The sequence below is a fragment of the Pseudomonas sp. JUb52 genome (genome assembly GCF_004341115.1).
In the GTDB taxonomy this organism is placed as follows: domain Bacteria; phylum Pseudomonadota; class Gammaproteobacteria; order Pseudomonadales; family Pseudomonadaceae; genus Chryseomonas; species Chryseomonas oryzihabitans.
In genome coordinates, this window is record NZ_SLYS01000005.1 from 125,345 (window position 1) to 147,622 (window position 22,278).

Here is a 22,278-nt window from a genome sequence, read left to right on the forward strand (position 1 = left end):
GCGCGCACTGCGATGAAAACCCGGCATTATCCGTGGCGAGCCCGGCCTTGCCAATGGTAAGCCTATGCCACTAGAAGAGATCGATGGGATCCACATCCAGCGACCAGCGCACCTGGCGGGCTTCGGGCAGGCTTTCCAGCTGGACGACCCAGATGCCCAGCAGCCGGTGCAGGGGCGCGCGACTGCTGCTCTGCAGCAGCAACTGGGCCCGATGGCGACCGGCGCGTCTTTCCATCGGCGCCGGTACCGGACCGAGCAACTCCACCTGGGGCAGAGCGAGATTGACCGCCAGGCCCTCGGCGACGTGATAGGCCGCCTCAAGGAAATTCTCCACCTGATCCTGGCGATGGGCGTCGGCACGCAGCAGCGCCAGATAGGCGAAGGGCGGCAGGCCGGCGGCGCGGCGCTCCTGCAGGGCCTGGCGGGCAAACGCCGGATAGCCTTCCTCGGCCAGCTGCACCATGAGCGGATGATCGGCCAGATGGGTCTGGATCAGCACCTGGCCCGGTTCCTCGGCGCGCCCGGCACGGCCGGCCACCTGGACGATCTGCTGGGCCATGCGCTCGCTGGCGCGGAAGTCGGCGGAAAACAGCCCGCTGTCGGCGTCCAGCACGGCGACCAGGGTCACCTTGGGAAAGTGGTGGCCCTTGGCGAGCATCTGGGTGCCGACCAGGATGCAGGGCGCGCCGCTGTGGATGGTTCTCAGCAGCTTGCCCAGGGCGTCCTTGCGCGCCGTGGTGTCGCGGTCGATGCGCAGCACCGGGACGTCCGGGAACAGCAGCTGCAGGCGTTCCTCGGCGCGTTCGGTGCCGGCACCCACCGGACGCAGGTCGAGCTTGCCGCAGGAGGGGCAGTGGCGCGGGGGCGTCTGGCGCTGATCGCAATGGTGGCAGCGCAACTCGCCGGAGCCGCGGTGATAGGTCATGCGGGCGTCGCAGCGCGGGCATTGGGCCAGCCAGCCGCAATCGTGGCAGAGCAGGGTGGGGGCGAAGCCGCGGCGATTGAGGAACACCAGCACCTGCTGGCCGCGTTCCAGGGTCGCGCCCATGGCCTTGAGCAGCGGTTGGGACAGGCCGCTGTCCAAGGGGCGACTGCGCACGTCCAGGCGCTCGAAGCGCGGCGGCTGGGCGCCACCGGCGCGGAGTGACAGACGCAGATGGGCGTAACGCCCCTGCTCGGCGTTGTGCAGGCTTTCCAGCGAGGGCGTGGCCGAACCCAGCACCACCGGTAGATTCTCGAAGCGCGCGCGGACCACCGCCAGGTCGCGGGCGTGGTACCTCAGGCCTTCCTGCTGTTTATAGGAGGCGTCGTGTTCTTCGTCGACGATGATCAGCCCGGGGTGTTTGAGCGGGGTGAACAGCGCCGAGCGGGTGCCCACCACGATGTCCAGTTCGCCATCGCGGGCGGCCAGCCAGATGTCCATGCGCTCGCGATCGGTCAGCGCCGAATGCAGCAGGGCGATGCGCGCATTGAAGCGTTGTTCGAAGCGACCCAGGGTCTGGGGCCCCAGGTTGATCTCGGGGATCAGCAGCAGGGCCTGGCGTCCCGCTTCCAAGGTGGCGCGGATCAGCTGCAGATAGACCTCGGTCTTGCCGCTGCCGGTCACCCCTTCCAGCAGATAGCAGTGGAAGCCGCTGCCGGCGCGGACCGCTTCGTAGGCCAGGCGCTGCTCGCCGTTGAGCGGCAGTTCGGCCTGGGCGAGCCAGGCGCCCTGGTGTCGGTGCGGCTGGTGATAGCGGGTCTCCACCTGGACCAGGCCCTTGGCCTGCAGGAGGTCGAGGCTGTCCTTGACCAGGCCGAGCTGGCCGAGCAATTCGTGCAGCACGCCATGGGGATGCTGGCGCAGGGTCTTGAGCGCCTCGCGCTGGCGCGGCGCCCGGGCCAGGCGCGGATCTTCAGGGCGGGCTTCGGGTTGGGCGATCCAGAAGCGCTGCAGCCGTCGCTCCGCCGGTTCTCCCTGACGCAAAAGGGCAGGAAGTGCCCAGCTCAGGGTGTCGCCGAGGCTGTGCTGATAGTACTGGGCGGACCACTGGCAGAGTTCGAACAGCGCGCTCGGCAGTGGCGGACGCTCGTCGAGCAACTGCAGCGCCTTGCGCAGCTTGTCCGGCGGCACCTCGGTCTCCTGGGCGACCTCGATCAGGACCCCGATCACCTCGCGGCGGCCAAAGGGCACCCGCAGCCGCACGCCCGGGCGCAACTGCTCCTCGACCGCTCCCTTGGGCGGCAGATAGTCGAACAGGCGGCGCAGCGGGGAGGGCAGCGCCAGGCGCAGGATCAGGGGCACGGCAGGGCTCGCAGGAGTAAAGCCTGATGGTAGCAGACGGGCGGTGTGGGGGCTGCTTGCACCTCTTAGCTGCTCTGGTATGATTTGCAGCCCAAATCTGTGCGGTATCCGGCAATGGCGCCGGGTGGCGGCACAGCTAGACCCCGAGGATAGCCCCATGAAAGCTGATATCCATCCGCAGTACGATGCCATCGAAGCCACCTGCAGCTGCGGCAACGTCATCAAGACCCGCTCGACCCTGAGCAAGAACATTCACCTGGACGTCTGCTCCGAATGCCACCCGTTCTACACCGGCAAGCAGAAGGTCCTGGACGCTGGCGGCCGTATCGACCGCTTCAAGCAGCGCTTCGGCGTGTTCGGCAGCAGCAAGTAATGCGCTGCCGTCGACCATCTCCGCATGGTTCGACACTGAAGAAGGCGTCCCTCTGGGGCGCCTTTTTCGTTTCTGGCCTGACCGGCGCGCCCGCGGCCCTGGCGGCGGCGTGCCCGCTGCTGCCTGGTGGCCAGGAGGTGATGGTCCGGCAGGTGGTGGATGGCGATACCCTGCGCCTGGTCGACGGCCGCTCGGTCCGGCTGATCGGCGTCAATGCGCCCGAGCTGGGCAAGTCCGGCGGTACCGCCCAGCCCTATGCCGAGGCAGCGCGCCGGCGCCTGCAGGAACTGGTCGCGGCCAGCGACGAGCGCCTGCGGCTGGTGCCGGGTAGCGAGGCGACCGACAATTACGGCCGCACCCTGGCGCATCTCTATGATCGCGAGGGCGACAATCTGGAAGCCCGGTTGATCGCCGAGGGTCTCGGCTATGCCGTCGCCATCGCGCCCAATATCCGGCTGGCCGATTGTCAGGCCGCCGCACAAAGCCAGGCGCGCCGGGCGCGTCTCGGGGTCTGGAAGCAGGAGCCGACCCCCGCCACCCGGATCGCGGAAGGCGGTTTCGCCGTGGTGCAGGGGCGTCTGCTGGACGTCGAACGCAATCGCGGCGGCCTCTGGCTGCAGTTCGAAGGCGATCTGGTGGTCAATGTCCCCGAGCGCTTCGTCGAGGCCTTCGACGGCGTGCCGCTGCATCAATGGGTCGGCCGCCAGCTCGAGGCGCGGGGCTGGATTTCCGATCGCAGCCGGCGCCAGGAAGCGGGGCGCGCCCGCTGGCGGATGACCTTGAGCGATCCGCACATGCTGGGTTTGCAGGTTGAATCGTTTTAGCCGAAAGTCGTATTGCGATTGATTTCAGGCATATGGCCGATTGCTTGTGGCACCTTGAGTCTTTGCGTATTCTCGCCCGACCCAAGACCCACACCACGCGGATATACCAATAATGTCTGATCTCAAAACCGCTGCCCTCGAATACCACGCCCAGCCGCGCCCCGGCAAACTCAGCGTCGAGCTGACCAAGCCCACCGCGACCGCCCGCGACCTGTCCCTGGCCTACAGCCCCGGCGTCGCCGAACCGGTCCGCGAGATCGGTCGCGATCCCGAAATGGCCTACCGCTACACCGGCAAGGGCAACCTGGTCGCCGTGATCTCCGACGGTACCGCTATCCTCGGCCTGGGCAACCTCGGCCCGCTGGCCTCCAAGCCGGTGATGGAAGGCAAGGGTGTGCTGTTCAAGCGCTTCGCCGGTGTGGACGTCTTCGACATCGAGGTGGACGCCGAGAGCCCCCAGGCCTTCATCGACACCGTCAAGCGCATCTCCATCACCTTCGGTGGCATCAACCTGGAAGACATCAAGGCGCCCGAGTGCTTCGAGATCGAGCGCGCCCTGATCGAGCAGTGCGACATCCCGGTCTTCCACGATGACCAGCACGGCACCGCCATCGTCACCGCCGCCGGCATGCTCAACGCCCTGGAAATCGCCGGCAAGCGCCTGGAAGACGCCAAGATCGTCTGTCTGGGTGCCGGTGCCGCCGCCATCTCCTGCATGCGCCTCCTGGCCAGCATGGGCGCCAAGGTCGAGAACATCTACATGATCGACCGTCAGGGCGTGGTCCACAGCGGCCGCAACGACCTGAACCAGTACAAGGCGGCCTTCGCCACCGAGACCAGCAAGCGCACCCTGGACGACGCTCTCGAGGGCGCCGACGTCTTCGTCGGTCTGTCCGGCCCGAACCTGCTGTCGGCGGAAGGCCTCAAGCGCATGGCGGCCAACCCCATCGTCTTCGCCTGCTCCAACCCGGATCCGGAAATCACCCCAGAGCTGGCCCACGCCACCCGCGACGACGTGATCATGGCCACCGGTCGTTCCGACTACCCGAACCAGGTCAACAACGTCCTCGGCTTCCCCTTCATCTTCCGCGGTGCCCTGGACGTCCGCGCCCGGGTCATCAACGAAGAGATGAAGATCGCCGCCGCCCTGGCCCTGCGTGACCTGGCCAAGCTACCGGTGCCCAAGGAAGTCTGCGAAGCCTACAAGGTCGACAGCCTGAGCTTCGGCCGCGAGTACATCATTCCCAAGCCGATGGATGCGCGCCTGATCACCCTGGTATCCGATGCCGTGGCCAAGGCCGCCATCGAGACCGGCGTGGCCACGCTGCCCTATCCGGCGAACTATCCGCTGAAGTCGGTGGATGACGTCTTCGCCAAGTAAGGCCTGAAGGAATAAAAAAACCCCGCCGCGGCGGGGTTTTTTATTGGCTGGAGATCAGAAGATGTCCATGGGCACGGTCTCGCTGGAAGGCAGCGGCGTGCCGGGCGCCACGCCAGGCGGCAGCTCGTCCAGGCTCGGCGGGGTGTCCTCGCTCTTGAACAGCTCGAAGTAGGCGTTGGGCGTGCCGGGCGGCGCAGCGCGACCGGTGGTCGGATCGACGCGGATGGAAACGATGCCTTCCGGTTCCTTGAGCTGATGCGGCGGCTTGTCCTTGAGCGCCGCGCCCATGTAGCTCATCCAGATCGGCAGGGCCACGGTGCCACCGAATTCCTGGCGACCCAGGGTCTCGGGCTGATCGAAGCCGGCCCAGACCGTGGTCACGTAGTCGCCGTTGTAGCCGGAGAACCAGGTGTCCTTGGATTCGTTGGTGGTACCAGTCTTGCCGGCCAAGTCGTTGCGACCCAGTTCCAGCGCCTTGCGCCCAGTGCCGCGCTTGATCACGTCCTGCAGCATGCTGTTCATGATGAAGGCGTTGCGCGGGTCGATGACCTGGGGCGCGAACACCGGCGCCGGATTGGCCGGATCGGCCGTGGCGGTGTCGGCCGCCGGCGTGACCTCGACGCCCGGGGCAGCCTTGGCCTGCACCTGCTGGGGCACCCGCGGCGCGGCAGTGCGATAGACCACCTTGCCGTCGCGATCGGTCACGTGATCGACCACGTAGGGGGTCACCTTGTAACCCTCGTTGGCGAACACCGACCAGCCGGTGGCGACTTCCAGCGGCGTCAGGCCCGGGGTACCGAGGGCCAGGGACAGGTTGCGCGGCAACTGGTCGCGCTCGAAGCCGAAGCGACTGACGTAGTCCAGCGCATAGTCGATGCCGATGGCCTGCAGCACCCGGATGGACACCAGGTTGCGCGAGCGATACAACGCCTCGCGCAGGCGGATGGGGCCGAGGAAGGTGTTGTTGTCGTTCTTTGGTCGCCAGGCTTCGTCGGGATTCTCGTCCATGAAGACGATGGGCGCATCGTTGACCAGGCTGGCGGCGGTGAAGCCCTTTTCCAGGGCCGCGCTATAGATGAACGGCTTGAAGCTGGAGCCGGGCTGGCGGCGGGCCTGGGTCGCGCGGTTGTAGTTGCTCTGCTCGAAGGAGAAACCGCCGATCAGGGCGCGGATGGCGCCATCCTGGGGGTCGAGGGAGACCAGGGCGCTCTGCGCCTTGGGGATCTGCGAGAACTTCAGGCTGCCATCGTCCTGGCGCTGCACCCGGATCAGGTCGCCGACCTTGACCACGTCGGCCGGACCGTTCGGCCGCGGCCCCAGGCTGTTAGCGCTGAGGTAGGGGCGGGCCCACTTCATCGAATCCCAGGAGACTGCCTCTTCCTTGCCCTCGCGGGTCAGGACCAGGATGCCGCTCTTTTCCACCTGGGTGACGATGGCCGGATCCTGGCCGCCGACGATGCGCTGCTTCTGGATCAGTGCGGTCCACTCGGCCCGGCTGCGGTTGGGCCACTGGGCCTCGGGCCCGCGGTAGCCATGGCGGCGGTCGTAGTCGGTCAGGCCGTCGCGCACGGCCTCGAAGGCGTCCGTCTGCAGCCGGCTGTCGATGGTGGTATAGACCTGGTAGCCATCGGTATAGGCGTCACCGCCATAGCGGCCGACCATTTCCGCCCGCGCCATCTCGGCAATGTAGGGGGCGTTGAGCTCGGGAATGGCGACATGGTGATAGGCCTCGAGCGGCTCGGCGATGCCGGCCTGGTAGGCCGCCTGATCGATATAACCGAGCTTGAACATGCGTTCGAGAATCCAATTGCGTCTTTCCAGGCTACGCTCAGGATTAGCGACCGGGTTGTAACGCGACGGCGCCTTGGGCAGACCGGCGATCATCGCCATCTGGGCAACGGTAAGGTCCTTGATGGACTTGCCATAGTAGACCTGGGCGGCGGCCTCGATACCGTAGGCGCGGTTGCCCAGGTAGATCTTGTTGACGTAGAGCTCGAGGATCTCGTCCTTGGTCAGTTGGCGCTCGATTTGCAGCGCCAGGAGGATCTCGGTGAATTTGCGCGAGAAGCTGCGTTCGCTGGTCAGGAAGTAGTTCTTGGCGACCTGCATGGTGATGGTGCTGCCGCCGGTCTGGATGTGTCCGGTCTTGACCAGCTGGCTCACCGCTCGCGCCAGGCTTTTGACATCCACGCCATAGTGATTGGCGAAGTTGTCATCCTCGGCGGAGAGCAGGGCATGGATGAAATCGGGCGGTATTTCGTTGAACCGCAGCGGCGAGCGGCGCATTTCACCGAATTCGGCGATGAGTTTGCCGTCCGCGCTGTACACCCGCAGAGGGATCTGCAGTTGCACGTTTCGCAGGGCGTCGATGGAGGGCAGGCTGGGGCTGAGGTAGAGGAAGGCACCGCTGAGACCCAGCAAAAGGCTGCAGACCAGGGCGACCAACGACCACCAGAAAAATTTCAGAACACGCATCAAGAGACTTTTCGAATGGAAAGAAGGAAAGGGCGACAGGTGAGGGTCAGCCTACACGGCGTCGCCATTATAGGCGCGTTTGGCGGTTGGCCGCTATTTGCTCGGGTGTCAAGTCTGTTATCTAATGCCCGTCCGCGGAAGACCACCGTCGCTCATAGGGAACTGATGTGCTAGGGCTATTCAGAAAGAAGGCGAATACGCTGCTGGGTATCGACGTCAGTTCGACATCCGTGAAACTCATCGAGTTGAGCCGTGCAGGCGGGCGCTACCGGGTAGAGGCCTATGCGGTCGAACCCCTGCCGGCCAATGCCGTGGTCGAGAAGAACATCGCCGAACTCGAAGGCGTGGGCCTGGCCATCGGCCGGGTGCTGGTCAAGGCGCGCACCTCCGCGCGCAGCGCCGCCGTGGCCGTTTCCGGCTCGGCGGTGATCGCCAAGACCATCGAGATGGACGCCGGTCTGACCGACGACGAGCTGGAAAACCAGATCAAGCTGGAAGCCGACCAGTACATTCCCTATCCGCTGGACGAGGTCGCCATCGATTTCGAAGCGCAGGGGCCGTCGCCGCGTAACGCCGAGCGCGTCGAGGTGCTGCTGGCCGCCTGCCGGAAGGAAAACGTCGAGGTTCGCGAAGCGGCCCTAGCGCTGGCCGGCGTCTCGGCCAAGGTGGTCGACGTCGAGGCCTATGCCCTGGAGCGCGCCTACCAGTTGCTGGCCAATCAGCTCGGTGGCCACGTCGACGATCTGACCGTGGCGGTGGTCGACATCGGCGCCACCATGACCACCCTGAGCGTGCTGCACAACGGCAAGACCATCTACACCCGCGAACAGCTGTTTGGCGGTCGCCAGCTCACCGAAGAGATCCAGCGTCGCTATGGGCTGTCGGTAGAAGAGGCCGGTCTGGCCAAGAAGCAGGGCGGGCTGCCGGACGACTACCAGAGCGAGGTGCTGACGCCCTTCCGCGAGGCGGTGGTGCAACAGGTGGCGCGTTCGCTGCAGTTCTTTTTCGCCGCCGGGCAATACAATGATGTGGACTACATCTTGCTTGCTGGAGGAACCGCGTCAATTTCCGGACTCGACCGTTTGATCCAGCAGAAAATCGGCACCCCCACGGTCCTGGCCAATCCCTTCGCCGACATGACCGTCAGCAACAAGGTCAACGCGGCGGCCCTGGCGGGTGACGCCCCGGCGCTGATGATCGCCTGCGGCCTGGCCATGAGGAGTTTCGACTAGATGGCCCGCATCAACCTCTTGCCCTGGCGGGAGCAGCTGCGCGAAGAAAGGCGCAAGCAGTTCCTGGTGATCCTGGGTGGCATCTTCGTGCTCTCCTGTGGCGCCGTGTTTCTCGGTGATCAGTACCTGTCCGGTGAGATCGCCCGCCAGGAGGCGCGCAATGCCTTCATCCAGCAGAACATCGCCCAGCTGGACGTGCGCATCAAGGAGATCAGCGAGCTCAAGACCCGCCGTCAGCAACTGCTGGCGCGGATGAAGATCATCCAGGATCTGCAGGGCAACCGCCCGGTCATCGGCCATGTCTTCGATCAACTGGTGCGGACGCTGCCGGACGGCGTCTATTTCCGCGAGCTGAAGATGCAGGGTGACACCCTGTCGATCAGCGGCGAGGCGGAATCCAACAACCGGGTCTCCAACCTGATGCGTAACCTGGATGCCTCGGACTGGTTTGCCTCGCCTACGCTGATCGAGGTGAAGGCCACCACCGCGGGTGCGGTGGACCAGGCCAATACCTTCCAGCTCACCGTCAAGCAGACCCAGCCCGGCGCCCCTGCGACACCGGCCCCGCTCGCCCAGGGAGGCAAACCATGAGTCTCGCCGATTCCCTGGCCAGCCTGCGCAAGGTCGACATCAACGACCTCAATCTCGAGAATCTGGGTTCCTGGCCCAAGCCGGTCAAGGTCATCGCCTGCCTGCTGATCGTGCTGGTGGTGCTGCTGCTCGGCTATCAGTTCCACCTCAGCGACATGCAGGCCCAGCTGGACAGCCAGCGCAACCAGGAAGAGACGCTCAAGCAGCAATACGCCAGCAAGGCCTTCCAGGCGGCCAATCTGGATGCCTACAAGCAGCAGATGGTGGAGATGGAGGAGTCCTTCGGCGCCCTGCTGCGGCAACTGCCCGGCGATACCGAGGTGCCGGCGCTGCTGGAAGACATCACCCGCACCGGTCTCGGCAGTGGCCTGGAGTTCGAGCAGATCAAGCTGCTGCCCGAGGTCACCCAGCAGTTCTATGTCGAGTTGCCGATCCAGATCACCGTGGTGGGCAGCTATCATGACCTGGCGACCTTCGTCAGCAGCGTGTCCAGCCTGCCGCGCATCGTCACCCTGCACGACTTCGACCTCAAGCCGGTGGACGACAGAAACGCCAATGGCGGCGGCACGGTCTCCGGAGGCGGCGGCAAGTTGCGCATGAATGTCCTGGCCAAGACCTATCGCTACAACGACAAGGGGCTCGGCAAATGAGGACGCCCCTGTTGCTTTGCCTGCTGACCGGCATGCTGGTCGGCTGCGGTTCCAGCGATACCAGCGATCTGCAGGCCTTCATGGACGAAACCCGCGCCAAGCCGCGCGGTTCCATCGAGCCGCTGCCGCAGTTTCGCGCCTACGAACCCTTCACCTATGCGGCTTCGGCCCTGCGCAGCCCCTTCCAGGCACCGGTACGCATCGATCCCACGGTGCGCCAGCGCGGAACCGGCAACATCAAGCCGGACGTGAATCGGCCCAAGCAGTTTCTCGAAGGCTTCAATATCGAGACCTTCAGCATGGTCGGCATCCTGGCCAATGCCAGTGGCCGCTATGCGCTGGTCAACGGCGCCGGGGGCGTGCATCGCGTCAAGGTGGGCGACTACCTGGGGCGCAATGACGGACGCATCACCAAGATTACCGATGGCGAGATCGACGTGATCGAAATCGTCCCGGATGGCGAGGGTGGCTGGCTGGAACGGCCGCGCACCATCACCTTGAAGGAAAAGACTTAAATGGGCGGGGCGAGCACTGTGAACACTACTATCGCGGGACGACTGGGGCTGGGCCTGGCCCTGCTGCTGAGCAGCCTGGCCGGCCAGGCTCTGGCGGCCGATCTGCAGGCCTTGAACGTCGCCTCCCTGCCCGGGGATCGCATCGAACTCAAGCTGACCTTCGATCAGCCGGTGCCGGTGCCCAAGGGCTACACCATCGAGCAGCCGGCGCGCATCGCCCTTGACCTGCCCGGCGTTGCCAATAAACTCGGTACCAAGAGCCGTGAGCTGGGCAATGGCAATGCCCGCAGCGTGACGGTGGTCGAGGCGGGCAACCGCACCCGCCTGATCATCAACCTCACCAATCTGGCCAGCTACGACACCCGGGCCGACGGTCGCAACCTGTTCGTCACCATCGGGGGCACCGCCGGTCGCCAGACCGCCAGCGCCCAGGCCAACCTGACGCCCAACCTGCCGCGCGCCGCTGCGCCGAGCACCGTGACCGCGCCGTCGTCCGCTCCCTTGCCCGGCGCGATCGCCCGCACGCCGCTGCCGCCGACCCAGGCCACCTCTACCGTGGCGGCCATGACCGCGCCGCGGCCGCAATTGCGCGGCAAGGCGATCCGCCATATCGATTTCCAGCGTGGGCCCCAGGGCGAGGGCAACGTGGTCATCGACCTGAGCGAGACCGGCATCAATCCGGACATCCAGGAGCAGGGCGGCAAGATTCGCCTGACCTTTGCCGGTACCCAGCTGCCTGAAGAGCTGCGGGTACGGCTGGACGTCAAGGATTTCGCCACCCCGGTGCAGTTCGTCAACGCCTCCGCTGACAGCGGCGGGGCGTCCATCGTCATCGAGCCAACCGGTACCTACGACTACCTGGCCTACCAGACCAACAACCGTCTGACCCTGAGCGTCAAGCCGCTCACCACCGAGGAAAAGGAAAAGCGCGCAGCCGATCGCTTCACCTATACCGGCGAGAAGCTGTCGCTGAACTTCCAGGACATCGATGTCCGCTCGGTGCTGCAGCTGATCGCCGACTTCACCAATCTCAACCTGGTGGCGAGCGACACCGTGCAGGGCAACATCACCCTGCGTCTGCAGAACGTGCCCTGGGACCAGGCGCTGGATCTGATCCTCAAGACCAAGGGACTGGACAAGCGCCAGATCGGCAACGTGCTGCTGGTGGCCCCGGCCGACGAGATCGCCGCCCGCGAACGTCAGGAGCTGGAGTCCCAGAAGCAGATCCAGCAACTGGCCCCCTTGCGTCGCGACCTGATCCAGGTCAACTACGCCAAGGCCGCCGACATTGCCAAGCTGTTCCAGTCGGTGACCAGTGCCGACAAGACCGCCGACGAGCGCGGCTCCATCTCGGTGGACGAACGCACCAACAGCATCATCGCCTACCAGACCCAGAATCGCCTGGATGAACTGCGCCGCATCGTCTCCCAGCTGGACATCCCGGTGCGCCAGGTGATGATCGAGGCGCGCCTGGTGGAAGCCAACGTCGACTACAGCAAGCAGCTGGGCGTGCGCTGGGGCGGGAACGCCAGTTCGGGCAACTTCGCGGTCTATGGCAAGGACGGCGCCACCACGGTCGACCCCACTACCGGTCAGGCCTTCCTGCCGGGTACCAGTACCGTGGGTAACTTCACCTCGACCAACGGCGTCGCGCCCACACCTTTCGTCGACATGGGCGTTTCCGGCAGCACCTCGGGCATCGGCATCGGCTTCATGGTCGGCGGCAAGATGCTCGACCTGCAGCTGTCGGCCCTGCAGTCCAGTGGCAATGGCGAGATCATCTCCCAGCCCAAGGTGGTGACCTCGGACAAGGAGACCGCCAAGATCCTGCGTGGTACCGAGATCCCCTACCAGGAAGCCAGCTCCAGCGGTGCCACCAGCACCAGCTTCAAGCAGGCCGCCCTGTCGCTGGAGGTCACACCGCAGATCACCCCGGACAACCGCATCATCATGGAGGTCAAGGTGAACAAGGATGCCCCTGACTACCAGAACGCCCTCAATGGCGTGCCGCCGATCAGCAAGAACGAGGTCAATGCCAAGGTACTGGTGAGCGATGGCGAGACCATCGTGCTGGGCGGGGTGTTCTCCAACACCCAGACCAAGTCCACCACCAAGGTGCCGATGTTGGGCGACATCCCCTATGTCGGCCGACTGTTCCGCCGGGATTCGGTCACCGACAGCAAAGTCGAGCTGCTGATCTTCCTCACGCCGCGTATCATGAACAACCAGGCGATAGCGGTTGGTCGATGACATAAGTGCGTAATCTGTTTCTCGTAGGACCGATGGGCTCGGGCAAGAGCACCATCGGCCGGCTCCTGGCGAAGGAATTGCGGCTGCCGTTCAAGGATTCCGACAAGGTAATCGAAGAACGTACCGGTGCCGACATACCCTGGATCTTCGATGTGGAAGGCGAGCAGGGCTTTCGCGAGCGCGAACGCGCCGCGATCGCCGAGCTGTGCGCGGAAAACGGCCTGGTGATGGCCACTGGCGGTGGCGCCGTGCTGCGCGAGGACAATCGCCAGGCGCTCAAGCGCGGTGGGCGGGTCATCTATCTGCATGCCTCCATCGAGCAGCAGATCGAGCGCACCTCCCGCGATCGCAATCGCCCGCTCCTGCAGACCGCCGATCCCGCGGCGGTGCTGCGCACTCTCATGGCCATGCGCGATCCGCTTTACCGCGAAATCGCCGACATCATCATCGAGACCGACGAGCGGCCGCCTCGGCTGGTCGTGCTGCAGATACTCGACCGTCTGAAAGCCCTGGCACCGCATTAAAGCCGCAGGCGTTCTGCGCTATGCTAGGCGCCCTTTGAATCAAGGTGACGGCATGCGGACTCTTCACGTCGAGCTCGGTGAGCGCAGCTACCCGATCTACATCGGCCAGGGCCTTCTGGATCAGCCGGAATGCTTCCTGCCCCATCTCGCCGGGCGCAAGGTGGCGATCGTCACCAACGAAACCATCGCGCCGCTCTATCTGGAGCGCCTGCTGCGCACCCTGGGCGATCGCCAGGTCAGCTCGATCGTGCTGCCCGATGGCGAGGCGCACAAGAACTGGGAAACCCTGCAGCTGATCTTCGACGGTCTGCTGCAGGATCGTCATGATCGCAAGACCACCCTCATCGCCCTCGGTGGCGGGGTGGTCGGCGACATGGGCGGGTTCGCCGCGGCCTGTTATCAGCGCGGGGTGGACTTCATCCAGGTGCCGACCACGCTGCTGTCCCAAGTCGATTCCTCGGTGGGCGGCAAGACCGGCATCAACCACCCGCTGGGCAAGAACATGATCGGCGCCTTCTACCAGCCCAAGGCCGTGGTCATCGACACCGCCAGCCTGGCGACCCTGCCGGCGCGCGAACTGTCGGCGGGTCTGGCCGAGGTCATCAAGTACGGTCTGATCTGTGATGAGCCCTTCCTCGGCTGGCTCGAGGAGCATGTCGAGGCGCTCTTGGCGCTGGACCAGCAGGCACTCACCGAAGCCATCGAGCGCTCCTGCGCGGCCAAGGCCCAGGTGGTCGGCAGCGACGAGCGCGAGTCGGGTCTGCGGGCGATCCTCAACCTGGGGCATACCTTCGGCCACGCCATCGAGACCCACCAGGGCTATGGCGTCTGGCTGCACGGCGAAGCGGTTTCCGCCGGCATGGTCATGGCGCTGCAGATGTCCCTGCTGCTGGGCTGGCTCACGGCCGCCCAGCGCGACCGCGCCCTGCGCCTGCTGGTCCGGGCCGGGCTTCCCGTGGTACCGCCGGCCGACATGCAGCCGGCCGATTTCGAACGCCTCATGGCGGTGGACAAGAAGGTCCTGGATGGACAACTCCGGCTGGTACTGCTCAGTGATTTGGGCCAGGCCGTGGTGACCGCCGACTTCGCCCGCGACATTCTCGAGCAGACGCTGCGTACCGATTACCAAGCGCTGACCGCCCAGTAAGGAGAACAAGAGAGTCCCATGTCCAATCTGCACGCCGACGAAGCCTTCCTCGGTCACTATCAGTTCACTCACGACCCGTTCGCCGCCCGCGTTCCCGGTTTCAAATTCTTTCCGGCGCAGCGCAAGCCGGTGCTGGGTCAGTTGCATCACCTGGCCCGCTACAGCCAGTTGTTGCTGGTGGTCAGCGGTCCCGAGGGCAGCGGCAAGACGCTGCTGCGCCAGGCGCTGGCGGCCAGCACCAAGAAGGAAGCCGTGCACTGCGTGGTGATTTCCGCGCAGAACGGCGGCGACGCCCGCACCGTGCTGGCCCAGGTCGCCAAGGGCGTGGGCGCCGACAGCCAGACGCCGGCGGCCATTCTCGCGCAGGCGGCGGAAGTGCGCCTGGCGGGGCAGGAGGTCTACATCCTGGTGGATGACGCCGAGGCGCTGGCCACTCCCGCCCTGGAAGCCCTGCTGGAACTGGCCGGTGGCGGCGAGAAGGAACGCCTGCACGTCTTCCTGTTCGGCGAGGCGGAAGTGGTGATGCGCCTGGAAGACATCGCCCAGGGCGAAGAGCGCTATCATGCCATCGAATTGCTGCCCTACAGCGAAAGCGAGGCCGAGGAATATCTGGCCCAGCGCCTGGAAGGTGCCGGTCAGGGTCTGGAGATCTTTACCGACGAGCAACTCGCGACCATTCACCAGCGCTCCGGTGGCTGGCCCGGTCGGCTCAATGAAGAAGCCCGGGATGTCCTGGTGGCCGGCATGACCGCCCGGCGCAAGAAGGCCGCTGCTCCGGCGAAGGGCTCGCGCAATCTGCTGGCGGCGCTGCCGCGCAAGCATCTGGTCATTCTCGGGGTGGTGGTGCTGGCAGTCGGCGCTGCGGCGCTGTCGCTTAAGGGCGGCAAGAGCGAAACCCCGGCGACCGGCACGGCCGGGCAGGACCTGCCCATGGGCGGCCAGAACACCGCGTCCGTCGGCAAGGACGCCCAGGGGGCGCCCATCCAGTTCGATGGCTCTTCCAAGCCGCTACCCCTGCCGCTGGTGGGCGAGTCGCAGCCGGTCATCCGCGAACCCCTGGCGGAAGCGGCGGGTGGCCGGCAGGCTGGTACCGCTGCTGGCAACGACATGGGTGCGGGTGGCGTACCGCCCACCGTGACCACCGACGCCCCGCCCATCAGTGACGAGGACGAACTGCCCAGCCGGACACCGACACGCACGCCAGCGCCCAGCGCGCCGGCAGTGGCCGCTCCGGCGCCCCGGCATACCGCACCTGCGCCTACCCCCGCGCCGGCACCGGCCAAGCCGGCCCCGGCTGCGGCCCCTGCGCACGCCGGTGGCGCTGCGGCGGGCTGGTACGGCAGTCAGGCGGGCAGCAAGTACGCCTTGCAGGTGGTGGGCACCAGCACCGAAAAGGCGGCGCAGGACTTCATCGCCGCCCAGGCTGACAGTGGCAACTTCCGCTATTTCAAGAAGAGCTACCAGGGCAAGGCGCTCTATGTGGTGACCTACGGCAACTTCGCCAATCGGGCGGCGGCCGAGGCTGCGGTCAAGCAGTTGCCGGCCAAGGTACAGGCCAGCAAGCCTTGGCCGCGGACCTTCGCCAGCATCCAGCAGGACATCGCCACCAGTCGCTGATTCTTGCCTGGCACGAAAAGAAAGCCCCGGCGCTATCACGAGAGTGACGCCGGGGCTTTCTGTTTTGCGTCATCGAATTTTCATCAGGTGTCATCAGTGTTTGTCGTAAGCGATTTTTTCGCTACACTGGTCAGCCTTTGACTGTCCGAAAAAAGTTCAAATAAGCGGACCGTTTTGTGATGCCTTCGCAATAACCTGATTGCCGGTGAGAGCGCTATGAAAGCAGGCCTGTTCAATCCCGATAGCTTCAAGGACAACTGCGGCTTCGGCCTGATCGCCCATATGCAGGGCGAGCCCAGCCACGACCTGCTGGAAACGGCCATCGAAGCCCTGACCTGCATGACCCACCGGGGCGGTATCAACGCGGACGGCAAGACCGGTGACGGTTGCGGTCTGCTCATGCAGAAGCCGGATGCCTTCCTGCGCGCCATCGCCCAGGAGCAATTCGGCGCCGAGTTGCCCGAGCAGTACGCCGCGGGCGTGGTGTTCTTCAACCAGGATGAGGCCCGCGCCGAACAGGCCCGCGCCAACATGAACCTGGAGATCGAGGCCGCCGGCCTGACCCTGGTCGGCTGGCGCAAGGTTCCCATCGACACCTCGGTGCTGGGCGAACTGGCCCTGGCCCGCCTGCCGCGCATCGAGCAGGTATTCGTCGCCGGTCCGGGGCTCGACGATCAGCAGTTCGGGGTCAAGCTGTTCTCCGCGCGCCGCCGCTCCTCGGTGCGCAATGCCGAGGACGCCGAGCACTACATCTGCAGCCTGTCGTCGCGGGTCATCGTCTACAAGGGCCTGATGATGCCGGCGGATCTCGCCGCCTTCTATCCGGACCTCGGCGATCCGCGCCTGGCGACCGCCATCTGCGTGTTCCACCAGCGCTTCTCCACCAACACCCTGCCGAAGTGGCCGCTGGCGCAGCCCTTCCGCTATCTCGCCCACAATGGCGAGATCAACACCATCACCGGCAACCGCAACTGGGCCCAGGCGCGGCGCACCAAGTTCGTCAACGAACTGATTCCGGATCTCGACCAGCTCGGTCCGCTGGTCAACCGCGTCGGCTCCGACTCCTCCAGCATGGACAACATGCTGGAGCTGCTGGTGACCGGCGGCATGGACCTGTTCCGCGCCGTGCGCATGATCATTCCGCCGGCTTGGCAGAACGTCGAGACCATGGACGCCGATCTGCGTGCCTTCTACGAATTCAACTCCATGCACATGGAGCCCTGGGACGGTCCGGCTGGGGTGGTGCTGACCGAAGGCCGCTACGCGGTCTGCCTGCTCGACCGCAACGGCCTGCGCCCGGCGCGCTGGGTGACCACCAAGAACGGCTACATCACCCTGGCCTCGGAAGTCGGCGTCTGGAACTACCAGCCAGACGACGTCATCGCCAAGGGCCGGGTCGGCCCGGGCCAGATCCTCGCGGTAGACACCGAGACCGGCGAGGTGCTGCAGACCGACGACATCGACAATCGCCTCAAGGCGCGCCATCCCTACAAGCAGTGGCTGCGCAAGAACGCCATGCGTATCCAGGCGACCCTGGACGACAACGATCACGGTTCGGCCTTCTACGACCAGGATCAGCTGCGCCAGTACATGAAGATGTTCCAGGTCACCTTCGAGGAGCGTGACCAGGTCTTGCGTCCGCTGGGCGAGCAGGGCCAGGAAGCCGTGGGCTCCATGGGTGACGACACGCCCATGGCGGTGCTGTCGCGGCGCATCCGTTCGCCCTACGACTATTTCCGCCAGCAATTCGCCCAGGTCACCAACCCGCCGATCGACCCGCTGCGCGAGTCCATCGTCATGTCCCTGGAGACCTGCCTGGGCGCCGAGCGCAACGTCTTCGAGGAAACCGCCGAACACGCCGATCGCGCCATCCTGAGCAGCCCGGTGATCTCGCCGGCCAAGTGGCGCACCATCCTCAACATGCCCAAGCCCGGCTTCGAGCATGTCAAGATCGACCTCAACTATCCCGAGTCCATGGGCCTCGAGGCGGCGCTGCGCAACATCGTCGAGCAGGCCGAGGAGGCCGTGCGCGCCGGCAAGGTATTGCTGGTGCTGACCGACCGCCATATCGAGCCGGGCAAGCTACCGGTGCATGCGGTGCTGGCCACCGGCGCGGTGCACCACCACTTGGTCAACCTGGGCCTGCGCACCAGCAGCAACATCCTGGTGGAGACCGCCACCGCCCGCGATCCGCACCACTTCGCCGTGCTGCTGGGCTTTGGCGCCACCGCGGTCTATCCGTTCCTGGCCTACGAGGTGCTGGGCGATCTGATCCGCACCGGCGAGGTGCTGGGCGATCTCTACGAGGTGTTCAAGTACTACCGCAAGGGCATCACCAAGGGCCTGCTCAAGGTGATCTCCAAGATGGGCATCTCCACCGTCGCCTCCTATCGCGGCGCTCAGCTGTTCGAGGCCGTGGGGCTGGCGGACGAGGTCACCGACCTCTGCTTCCCCGGCGTCACCAGCCGCATCAAGGGTGCGCGCTTCGTCGACCTGGAAGCCGAGCAGAAGCTGCTGGCCGGCGAAGCCTGGAACAACCGCAAGCCGATCCAGCCGGGTGGCCTGCTCAAGTTCGTCTATGGCGGCGAGTACCACGCCTACAACCCGGACGTGGTCAACCTGCTGCAGGCCGCCGTGCAACAGGGCGACTACGCCAAGTTCCGCGAATACACCGCGCTGGTGGACCAGCGTCCGGTGGCCATGATCCGCGACCTGCTCAAGGTCAAGACCAGCGATCAGCCCCTGGCCCTGGAAGAGGTCGAGCCGCTGGCCAACATCTTCACCCGCTTCGATGCCGCCGGCATCTCCCTGGGCGCCCTGTCGCCGGAGGCCCACGAGGCCCTGGCCGAGGCCATGAACCGTCTGGGCGGGCGCTCCAACTCCGGTGAGGGTGGCGAGGACCCGGCGCGCTACGGCACCGTCAAGAGCTCCAAGATCAAGCAGGTGGCCACCGGCCGCTTCGGCGTCACCCCCGAGTACCTGGTCAACGCCGAGGTCTTGCAGATCAAGGTGGCCCAGGGCGCCAAGCCGGGCGAGGGCGGCCAGCTGCCGGGTGGCAAGGTCAACGGCCTGATCGCCAAGCTGCGCTATGCAGTACCCGGCGTGACCCTGATCTCGCCGCCGCCGCACCACGACATCTATTCCATCGAGGACCTGGCCCAGCTGATCTTCGACCTCAAGCAGGTCAACCCCAAGGCGCTGGTGTCGGTCAAGCTGGTCTCCGAGCCCGGTGTGGGCACCGTGGCCGCCGGTGTGGCCAAGGCATATGCAGACCTCATCACCATCTCCGGCTACGACGGTGGTACCGGCGCTTCGCCGGTGACCTCCATCAAGTACGCCGGCTCGCCCTGGGAACTGGGCCTAGCCGAGGCGCACCAGACGCTGCGCGGCAACGACCTGCGCGGCAAGGTGCGGGTGCAGACCGACGGCGGCCTGAAGACCGGCCTGGACGTGATCAAGGCGGCCATCCTCGGCGCCGAGAGCTTCGGCTTCGGCACCGCGCCCATGATCGCCCTGGGCTGCAAGTACCTGCGCATCTGCCACCTGAACAACTGCGCCACCGGTGTGGCCACCCAGAACGACCGGCTGCGCAAGGAGCACTTCATCGGCACGGTGGAAATGGTGATGAATTTCTTCACCTTCATCGCCGAGGAAACCCGCGAGTGGCTGGCCAAGCTGGGCGTACGCAGCCTGGGCGAGCTGATCGGCCGTACCGATCTGCTGGAAATCCTGCCGGGCGAGACCGCCAAGCAGCAGCATCTGGACCTGACCCCGTTGCTGGGCAGCGATCACATTCCGGCCGAGAAGCCGCAGTTCTGCCAGGTGGAAAAGAACCCGCCGTTTGACCAGGGCCTGCTGGCCGAAGAGATGGTGCGCCTGGCGCTGCCGGGGATCGAAAAGCTCGAAGGCGGTGAATTCAGCCTGAGCATCGGCAACTGCGACCGCTCCATCGGTGCCCGTGTCTCCGGCGAGATCGCCCGGCGCCATGGCAACCAGGGCATGGTCAAGGCGCCGCTGACCTTCCGCTTCAAGGGCACCGCCGGGCAGAGCTTTGGCGTCTGGAACGCCGGCGGTCTGCATCTGTATCTGGAAGGTGACGCCAACGACTACGTGGGCAAGGGCATGACCGGCGGCAAGCTGGTCATCACCCCGCCCCAGGGCGCGGGCTTCAAGAGCCAGGAATCGGCCATTATCGGCAACACCTGCCTCTACGGCGCCACCGGTGGCAAGCTGTTCGCCGCCGGCACCGCCGGTGAACGCTTCGGGGTGCGCAACTCCGGGGCCCACACCGTGGTGGAAGGCACCGGCGACCACTGCTGCGAATACATGACCGGCGGCTTCGTCTGCGTCCTGGGCAAGACCGGCTACAACTTCGGCTCGGGCATGACCGGCGGCTTCGCCTATGTGCTGGACCTGGACAACGGCTTCTATGACCGGGTCAACCACGAATTGGTGGAGATCCAGCGCATCAACAGCGAAGCCATGGAAGCCTATCGCAGCCACCTGGAAGGGGTGCTGGCCGAATACGTACGCGAGACCGGCAGTGCCTGGGGCAGCCATCTCCATGAAAACCTGGACGACTACCTGCGCAAGTTCTGGCTGGTGAAGCCCAAGGCCGCCAGCCTGGCGTCGCTGCTGGTCAGCACCCGCGCCCGTCCGGAATAACGACTTCGATGCCGGCTCCCCAGGGCGCCGGTTTCACCGTGATAGCTCGTGACGCCCGGCAGAAAAGGGCGTCGCTTCAAGAGGTTTGGAAATGGCTGAACGTCTGAACAACGACTTCCAGTTCATCGAGGTCGGTCGCAAGGATCCGAAGAAGAAGCTGCTGCGCCAGCGCAAGAAGGAATTCGTCGAGATCCACGATCCCTTCAAGCCGCAGCAGGCTGCCGAGCAGGCGCACCGCTGCCTGGGTTGCGGCAACCCCTATTGCGAATGGAAGTGCCCGGTGCACAACTTCATTCCCAACTGGCTCAAGCTGGTGTCCGAAGGCAACATCCTGGCGGCGGCGGAGCTGTCGCACCAGACCAACACCCTGCCCGAGGTCTGTGGCCGGGTCTGCCCGCAGGATCGCCTCTGCGAGGGCGCCTGTACCCTCAATGACGGTTTCGGCGCCGTGACCATCGGCTCGGTGGAGAAGTACATCACCGACACCGCCTTCGCCATGGGCTGGCGCCCGGACATGTCCAAGGTCAAGCCGACCGGCAAGCGGGTCGCCGTCATCGGTGCCGGGCCGGCCGGCCTGGGCTGCGCTGACATCCTGGTGCGCAACGGCGTGACCCCGGTGGTGTTCGACAAGCACCCCGAGATCGGCGGCCTGCTGACCTTCGGCATTCCCGAGTTTAAGCTGGAAAAGACCGTGCTCAGCCGCCGTCGCGAGGTCTTCGGCGGGATGGGCGTCGAATTCCGCCTCAACACCGAGGTGGGCAAGGACGTGACCATGGACCAGCTGCTCAAGGAATTCGATGCGGTCTTCCTGGGTATGGGCACCTACACCTACATGAAGGGCGGCTTCCCCGGCGAAGACCTGCCTGGCGTGCACGACGCCCTGGATTTCCTGGTGGCCAACGTCAACCGTAACCTGGGCTTCGAGAAGGATGCGGCCGATTTCGTCGACATGAAGGGCAAGCGCGTGGTGGTCCTGGGGGGTGGTGACACCGCCATGGACTGCAACCGCACCTCAATTCGCCAGGGCGCCAAGAGCGTGACCTGCGCCTACCGCCGCGACGCCGCCAACATGCCGGGCTCGCGCAAGGAAGTGAAGAACGCCAAGGAAGAGGGCGTGAAGTTCCTCTTCAACCGCCAGCCCATCGCCATCATCGGCGAAGACCGGGTGGAAGGCGTCAAGGTGGTGGAGACCCGTCTGGGCGAACCCGATGCCCGCGGTCGCCGCAGTCCCGAGCCGATCCCCGGTTCCGAGGAGATCCTGCCGGCCGATGCGGTGGTCATCGCCTTCGGTTTCCGTCCGAGTCCGGCACCTTGGTTCGAGCAGTTCGGCATCGACATGGACAGCCAGGGCCGCGTCGTCGCGCCGGGGCTGCACGAGTTCAAGCATCAGACCAGCAACCCGAAGATCTTCGCCGGTGGCGACATGGTGCGCGGCTCCGACCTGGTGGTGACCGCCATCTTCGAAGGCCGCAACGCCGCCGAGGGCATCCTCGACTACCTGGGCGTCTGACGTTCGACGGCTGGACAGAAGCCGACTGGTGCAAGCCGGTCGGCTTTTTTATTGGTGAAGGATTATCGCGGCCATGGGCCGCTCCTACGAAAAGCATCACGCTGTAGGAGCGGTCGCTACGGCGCACCGGCATGGCCGCGATTGCCCGCCGAGCCGTTGGATTGAAAATCGTGCAGCGTGTTCCACGCGCGTCGTGCCTGGCGCGCTGAACGCCGTCACCCGGCGGCTATGCATCACCCC

The 22,278-nt window shown here is 65.5% G+C and carries 15 protein-coding genes; 13 read left to right on the forward strand and 2 right to left on the reverse strand.

The window, feature by feature from the left end; genetic code table 11:
- Positions 1 to 70: 70 nt before the first annotated feature.
- Complete coding sequence (locus EC839_RS10495) at positions 71 to 2,284, reverse strand: primosomal protein N' (protein ID WP_007161617.1); 2,214 nt, start codon at positions 2,282 to 2,284, stop codon at positions 71 to 73.
- Between the two features lie 157 nt (positions 2,285 to 2,441).
- Between EC839_RS10495 and rpmE the strand changes: the two genes are divergently transcribed.
- The 3 genes from rpmE to EC839_RS10510 all read left to right on the forward strand — a co-directional run bounded on the left by rpmE (position 2,442) and on the right by EC839_RS10510 (position 4,862).
- Positions 2,442 to 2,657: a 50S ribosomal protein L31 gene (gene rpmE / locus EC839_RS10500; RefSeq protein ID WP_007161618.1), complete on the forward strand. Its 216-nt coding sequence runs from the start codon at positions 2,442 to 2,444 to the stop codon at positions 2,655 to 2,657.
- Positions 2,657 to 3,481, forward strand: coding sequence for a thermonuclease family protein (locus EC839_RS10505; protein ID WP_039976062.1), 825 nt, complete (start codon positions 2,657 to 2,659; stop codon positions 3,479 to 3,481). The genes rpmE and EC839_RS10505 overlap by 1 nt, the downstream gene beginning before the upstream one ends.
- Positions 3,482 to 3,593: 112 nt before the next feature.
- Positions 3,594 to 4,862 (forward strand): malic enzyme-like NAD(P)-binding protein, encoded by a 1,269-nt coding sequence (locus EC839_RS10510; protein ID WP_007161620.1) that lies wholly within the window; start codon positions 3,594 to 3,596, stop codon positions 4,860 to 4,862.
- Between the two features lie 54 nt (positions 4,863 to 4,916).
- On the opposite strand, the gene EC839_RS10515 is transcribed toward EC839_RS10510, so the two are convergent.
- Positions 4,917 to 7,337, reverse strand: a complete 2,421-nt coding sequence (locus tag EC839_RS10515; protein ID WP_132832538.1) for a penicillin-binding protein 1A — start codon at positions 7,335 to 7,337, stop codon at positions 4,917 to 4,919.
- Positions 7,338 to 7,504: 167 nt separating this feature from the next.
- Here EC839_RS10515 and EC839_RS10520 point away from each other — a divergent pair, with 167 nt between their 5' ends.
- From EC839_RS10520 to EC839_RS10565, 10 genes are all read left to right on the forward strand, one after another.
- Positions 7,505 to 8,569 (forward strand): pilus assembly protein PilM, encoded by a 1,065-nt coding sequence (locus EC839_RS10520; RefSeq protein WP_007161622.1) that lies wholly within the window; start codon positions 7,505 to 7,507, stop codon positions 8,567 to 8,569.
- Positions 8,570 to 9,160 (forward strand): PilN domain-containing protein, encoded by a 591-nt coding sequence (locus EC839_RS10525; RefSeq protein WP_007161623.1) that lies wholly within the window; start codon positions 8,570 to 8,572, stop codon positions 9,158 to 9,160. It begins immediately after the preceding gene.
- Positions 9,157 to 9,810 (forward strand): type 4a pilus biogenesis protein PilO, encoded by a 654-nt coding sequence (pilO, locus tag EC839_RS10530; protein WP_007161624.1) that lies wholly within the window; start codon positions 9,157 to 9,159, stop codon positions 9,808 to 9,810. The genes EC839_RS10525 and pilO overlap by 4 nt, the downstream gene beginning before the upstream one ends.
- A complete protein-coding gene (locus EC839_RS10535; protein WP_027598912.1) occupies positions 9,807 to 10,325 on the forward strand; it encodes a pilus assembly protein PilP in 519 nt (172 codons plus the stop codon). Before pilO ends, EC839_RS10535 begins: the two co-directional genes overlap by 4 nt.
- Complete coding sequence (gene pilQ, locus EC839_RS10540) at positions 10,326 to 12,575, forward strand: type IV pilus secretin PilQ (protein ID WP_007161626.1); 2,250 nt, start codon at positions 10,326 to 10,328, stop codon at positions 12,573 to 12,575.
- 5 nt (positions 12,576 to 12,580) lie between these two features.
- Entirely contained in the window at positions 12,581 to 13,099 is a 519-nt protein-coding gene (gene aroK / locus EC839_RS10545) for a shikimate kinase AroK (protein ID WP_007161627.1), read from the forward strand.
- A gap of 52 nt (positions 13,100 to 13,151) precedes the next feature.
- Entirely contained in the window at positions 13,152 to 14,246 is a 1,095-nt protein-coding gene (gene aroB / locus EC839_RS10550) for a 3-dehydroquinate synthase (protein ID WP_007161628.1), read from the forward strand.
- An 18-nt stretch (positions 14,247 to 14,264) separates the two neighbouring features.
- Positions 14,265 to 15,863, forward strand: a complete 1,599-nt coding sequence (locus EC839_RS10555) for an AAA family ATPase (protein WP_007161629.1) — start codon at positions 14,265 to 14,267, stop codon at positions 15,861 to 15,863.
- 216 nt (positions 15,864 to 16,079) lie between these two features.
- Complete coding sequence (gene gltB / locus EC839_RS10560) at positions 16,080 to 20,528, forward strand: glutamate synthase large subunit (protein ID WP_007161630.1); 4,449 nt, start codon at positions 16,080 to 16,082, stop codon at positions 20,526 to 20,528.
- Positions 20,529 to 20,619: 91 nt separating this feature from the next.
- Positions 20,620 to 22,038, forward strand: a complete 1,419-nt coding sequence (locus tag EC839_RS10565) for an FAD-dependent oxidoreductase (RefSeq protein WP_007161631.1) — start codon at positions 20,620 to 20,622, stop codon at positions 22,036 to 22,038.
- Positions 22,039 to 22,278: the final 240 nt, after the last annotated feature.

Coding starts and splice junctions, on each gene's coding strand:
- rpmE (WP_007161618.1), top strand. CDS start 2,442: ATGAAAGCTGATATCCATCCGCAGTACGATGCCATCGAAGCCACCTGC.
- EC839_RS10505 (WP_039976062.1), top strand. CDS start 2,657: ATGCGCTGCCGTCGACCATCTCCGCATGGTTCGACACTGAAGAAGGCG.
- EC839_RS10510 (WP_007161620.1), top strand. CDS start 3,594: ATGTCTGATCTCAAAACCGCTGCCCTCGAATACCACGCCCAGCCGCGC.
- EC839_RS10515 (WP_132832538.1), bottom strand. CDS start 7,337: ATGCGTGTTCTGAAATTTTTCTGGTGGTCGTTGGTCGCCCTGGTCTGC.
- EC839_RS10525 (WP_007161623.1), top strand. CDS start 8,570: ATGGCCCGCATCAACCTCTTGCCCTGGCGGGAGCAGCTGCGCGAAGAA.
- pilO (WP_007161624.1), top strand. CDS start 9,157: ATGAGTCTCGCCGATTCCCTGGCCAGCCTGCGCAAGGTCGACATCAAC.
- EC839_RS10535 (WP_027598912.1), top strand. CDS start 9,807: ATGAGGACGCCCCTGTTGCTTTGCCTGCTGACCGGCATGCTGGTCGGC.
- pilQ (WP_007161626.1), top strand. CDS start 10,326: ATGGGCGGGGCGAGCACTGTGAACACTACTATCGCGGGACGACTGGGG.
- aroB (WP_007161628.1), top strand. CDS start 13,152: ATGCGGACTCTTCACGTCGAGCTCGGTGAGCGCAGCTACCCGATCTAC.
- EC839_RS10555 (WP_007161629.1), top strand. CDS start 14,265: ATGTCCAATCTGCACGCCGACGAAGCCTTCCTCGGTCACTATCAGTTC.
- gltB (WP_007161630.1), top strand. CDS start 16,080: ATGAAAGCAGGCCTGTTCAATCCCGATAGCTTCAAGGACAACTGCGGC.
- EC839_RS10565 (WP_007161631.1), top strand. CDS start 20,620: ATGGCTGAACGTCTGAACAACGACTTCCAGTTCATCGAGGTCGGTCGC.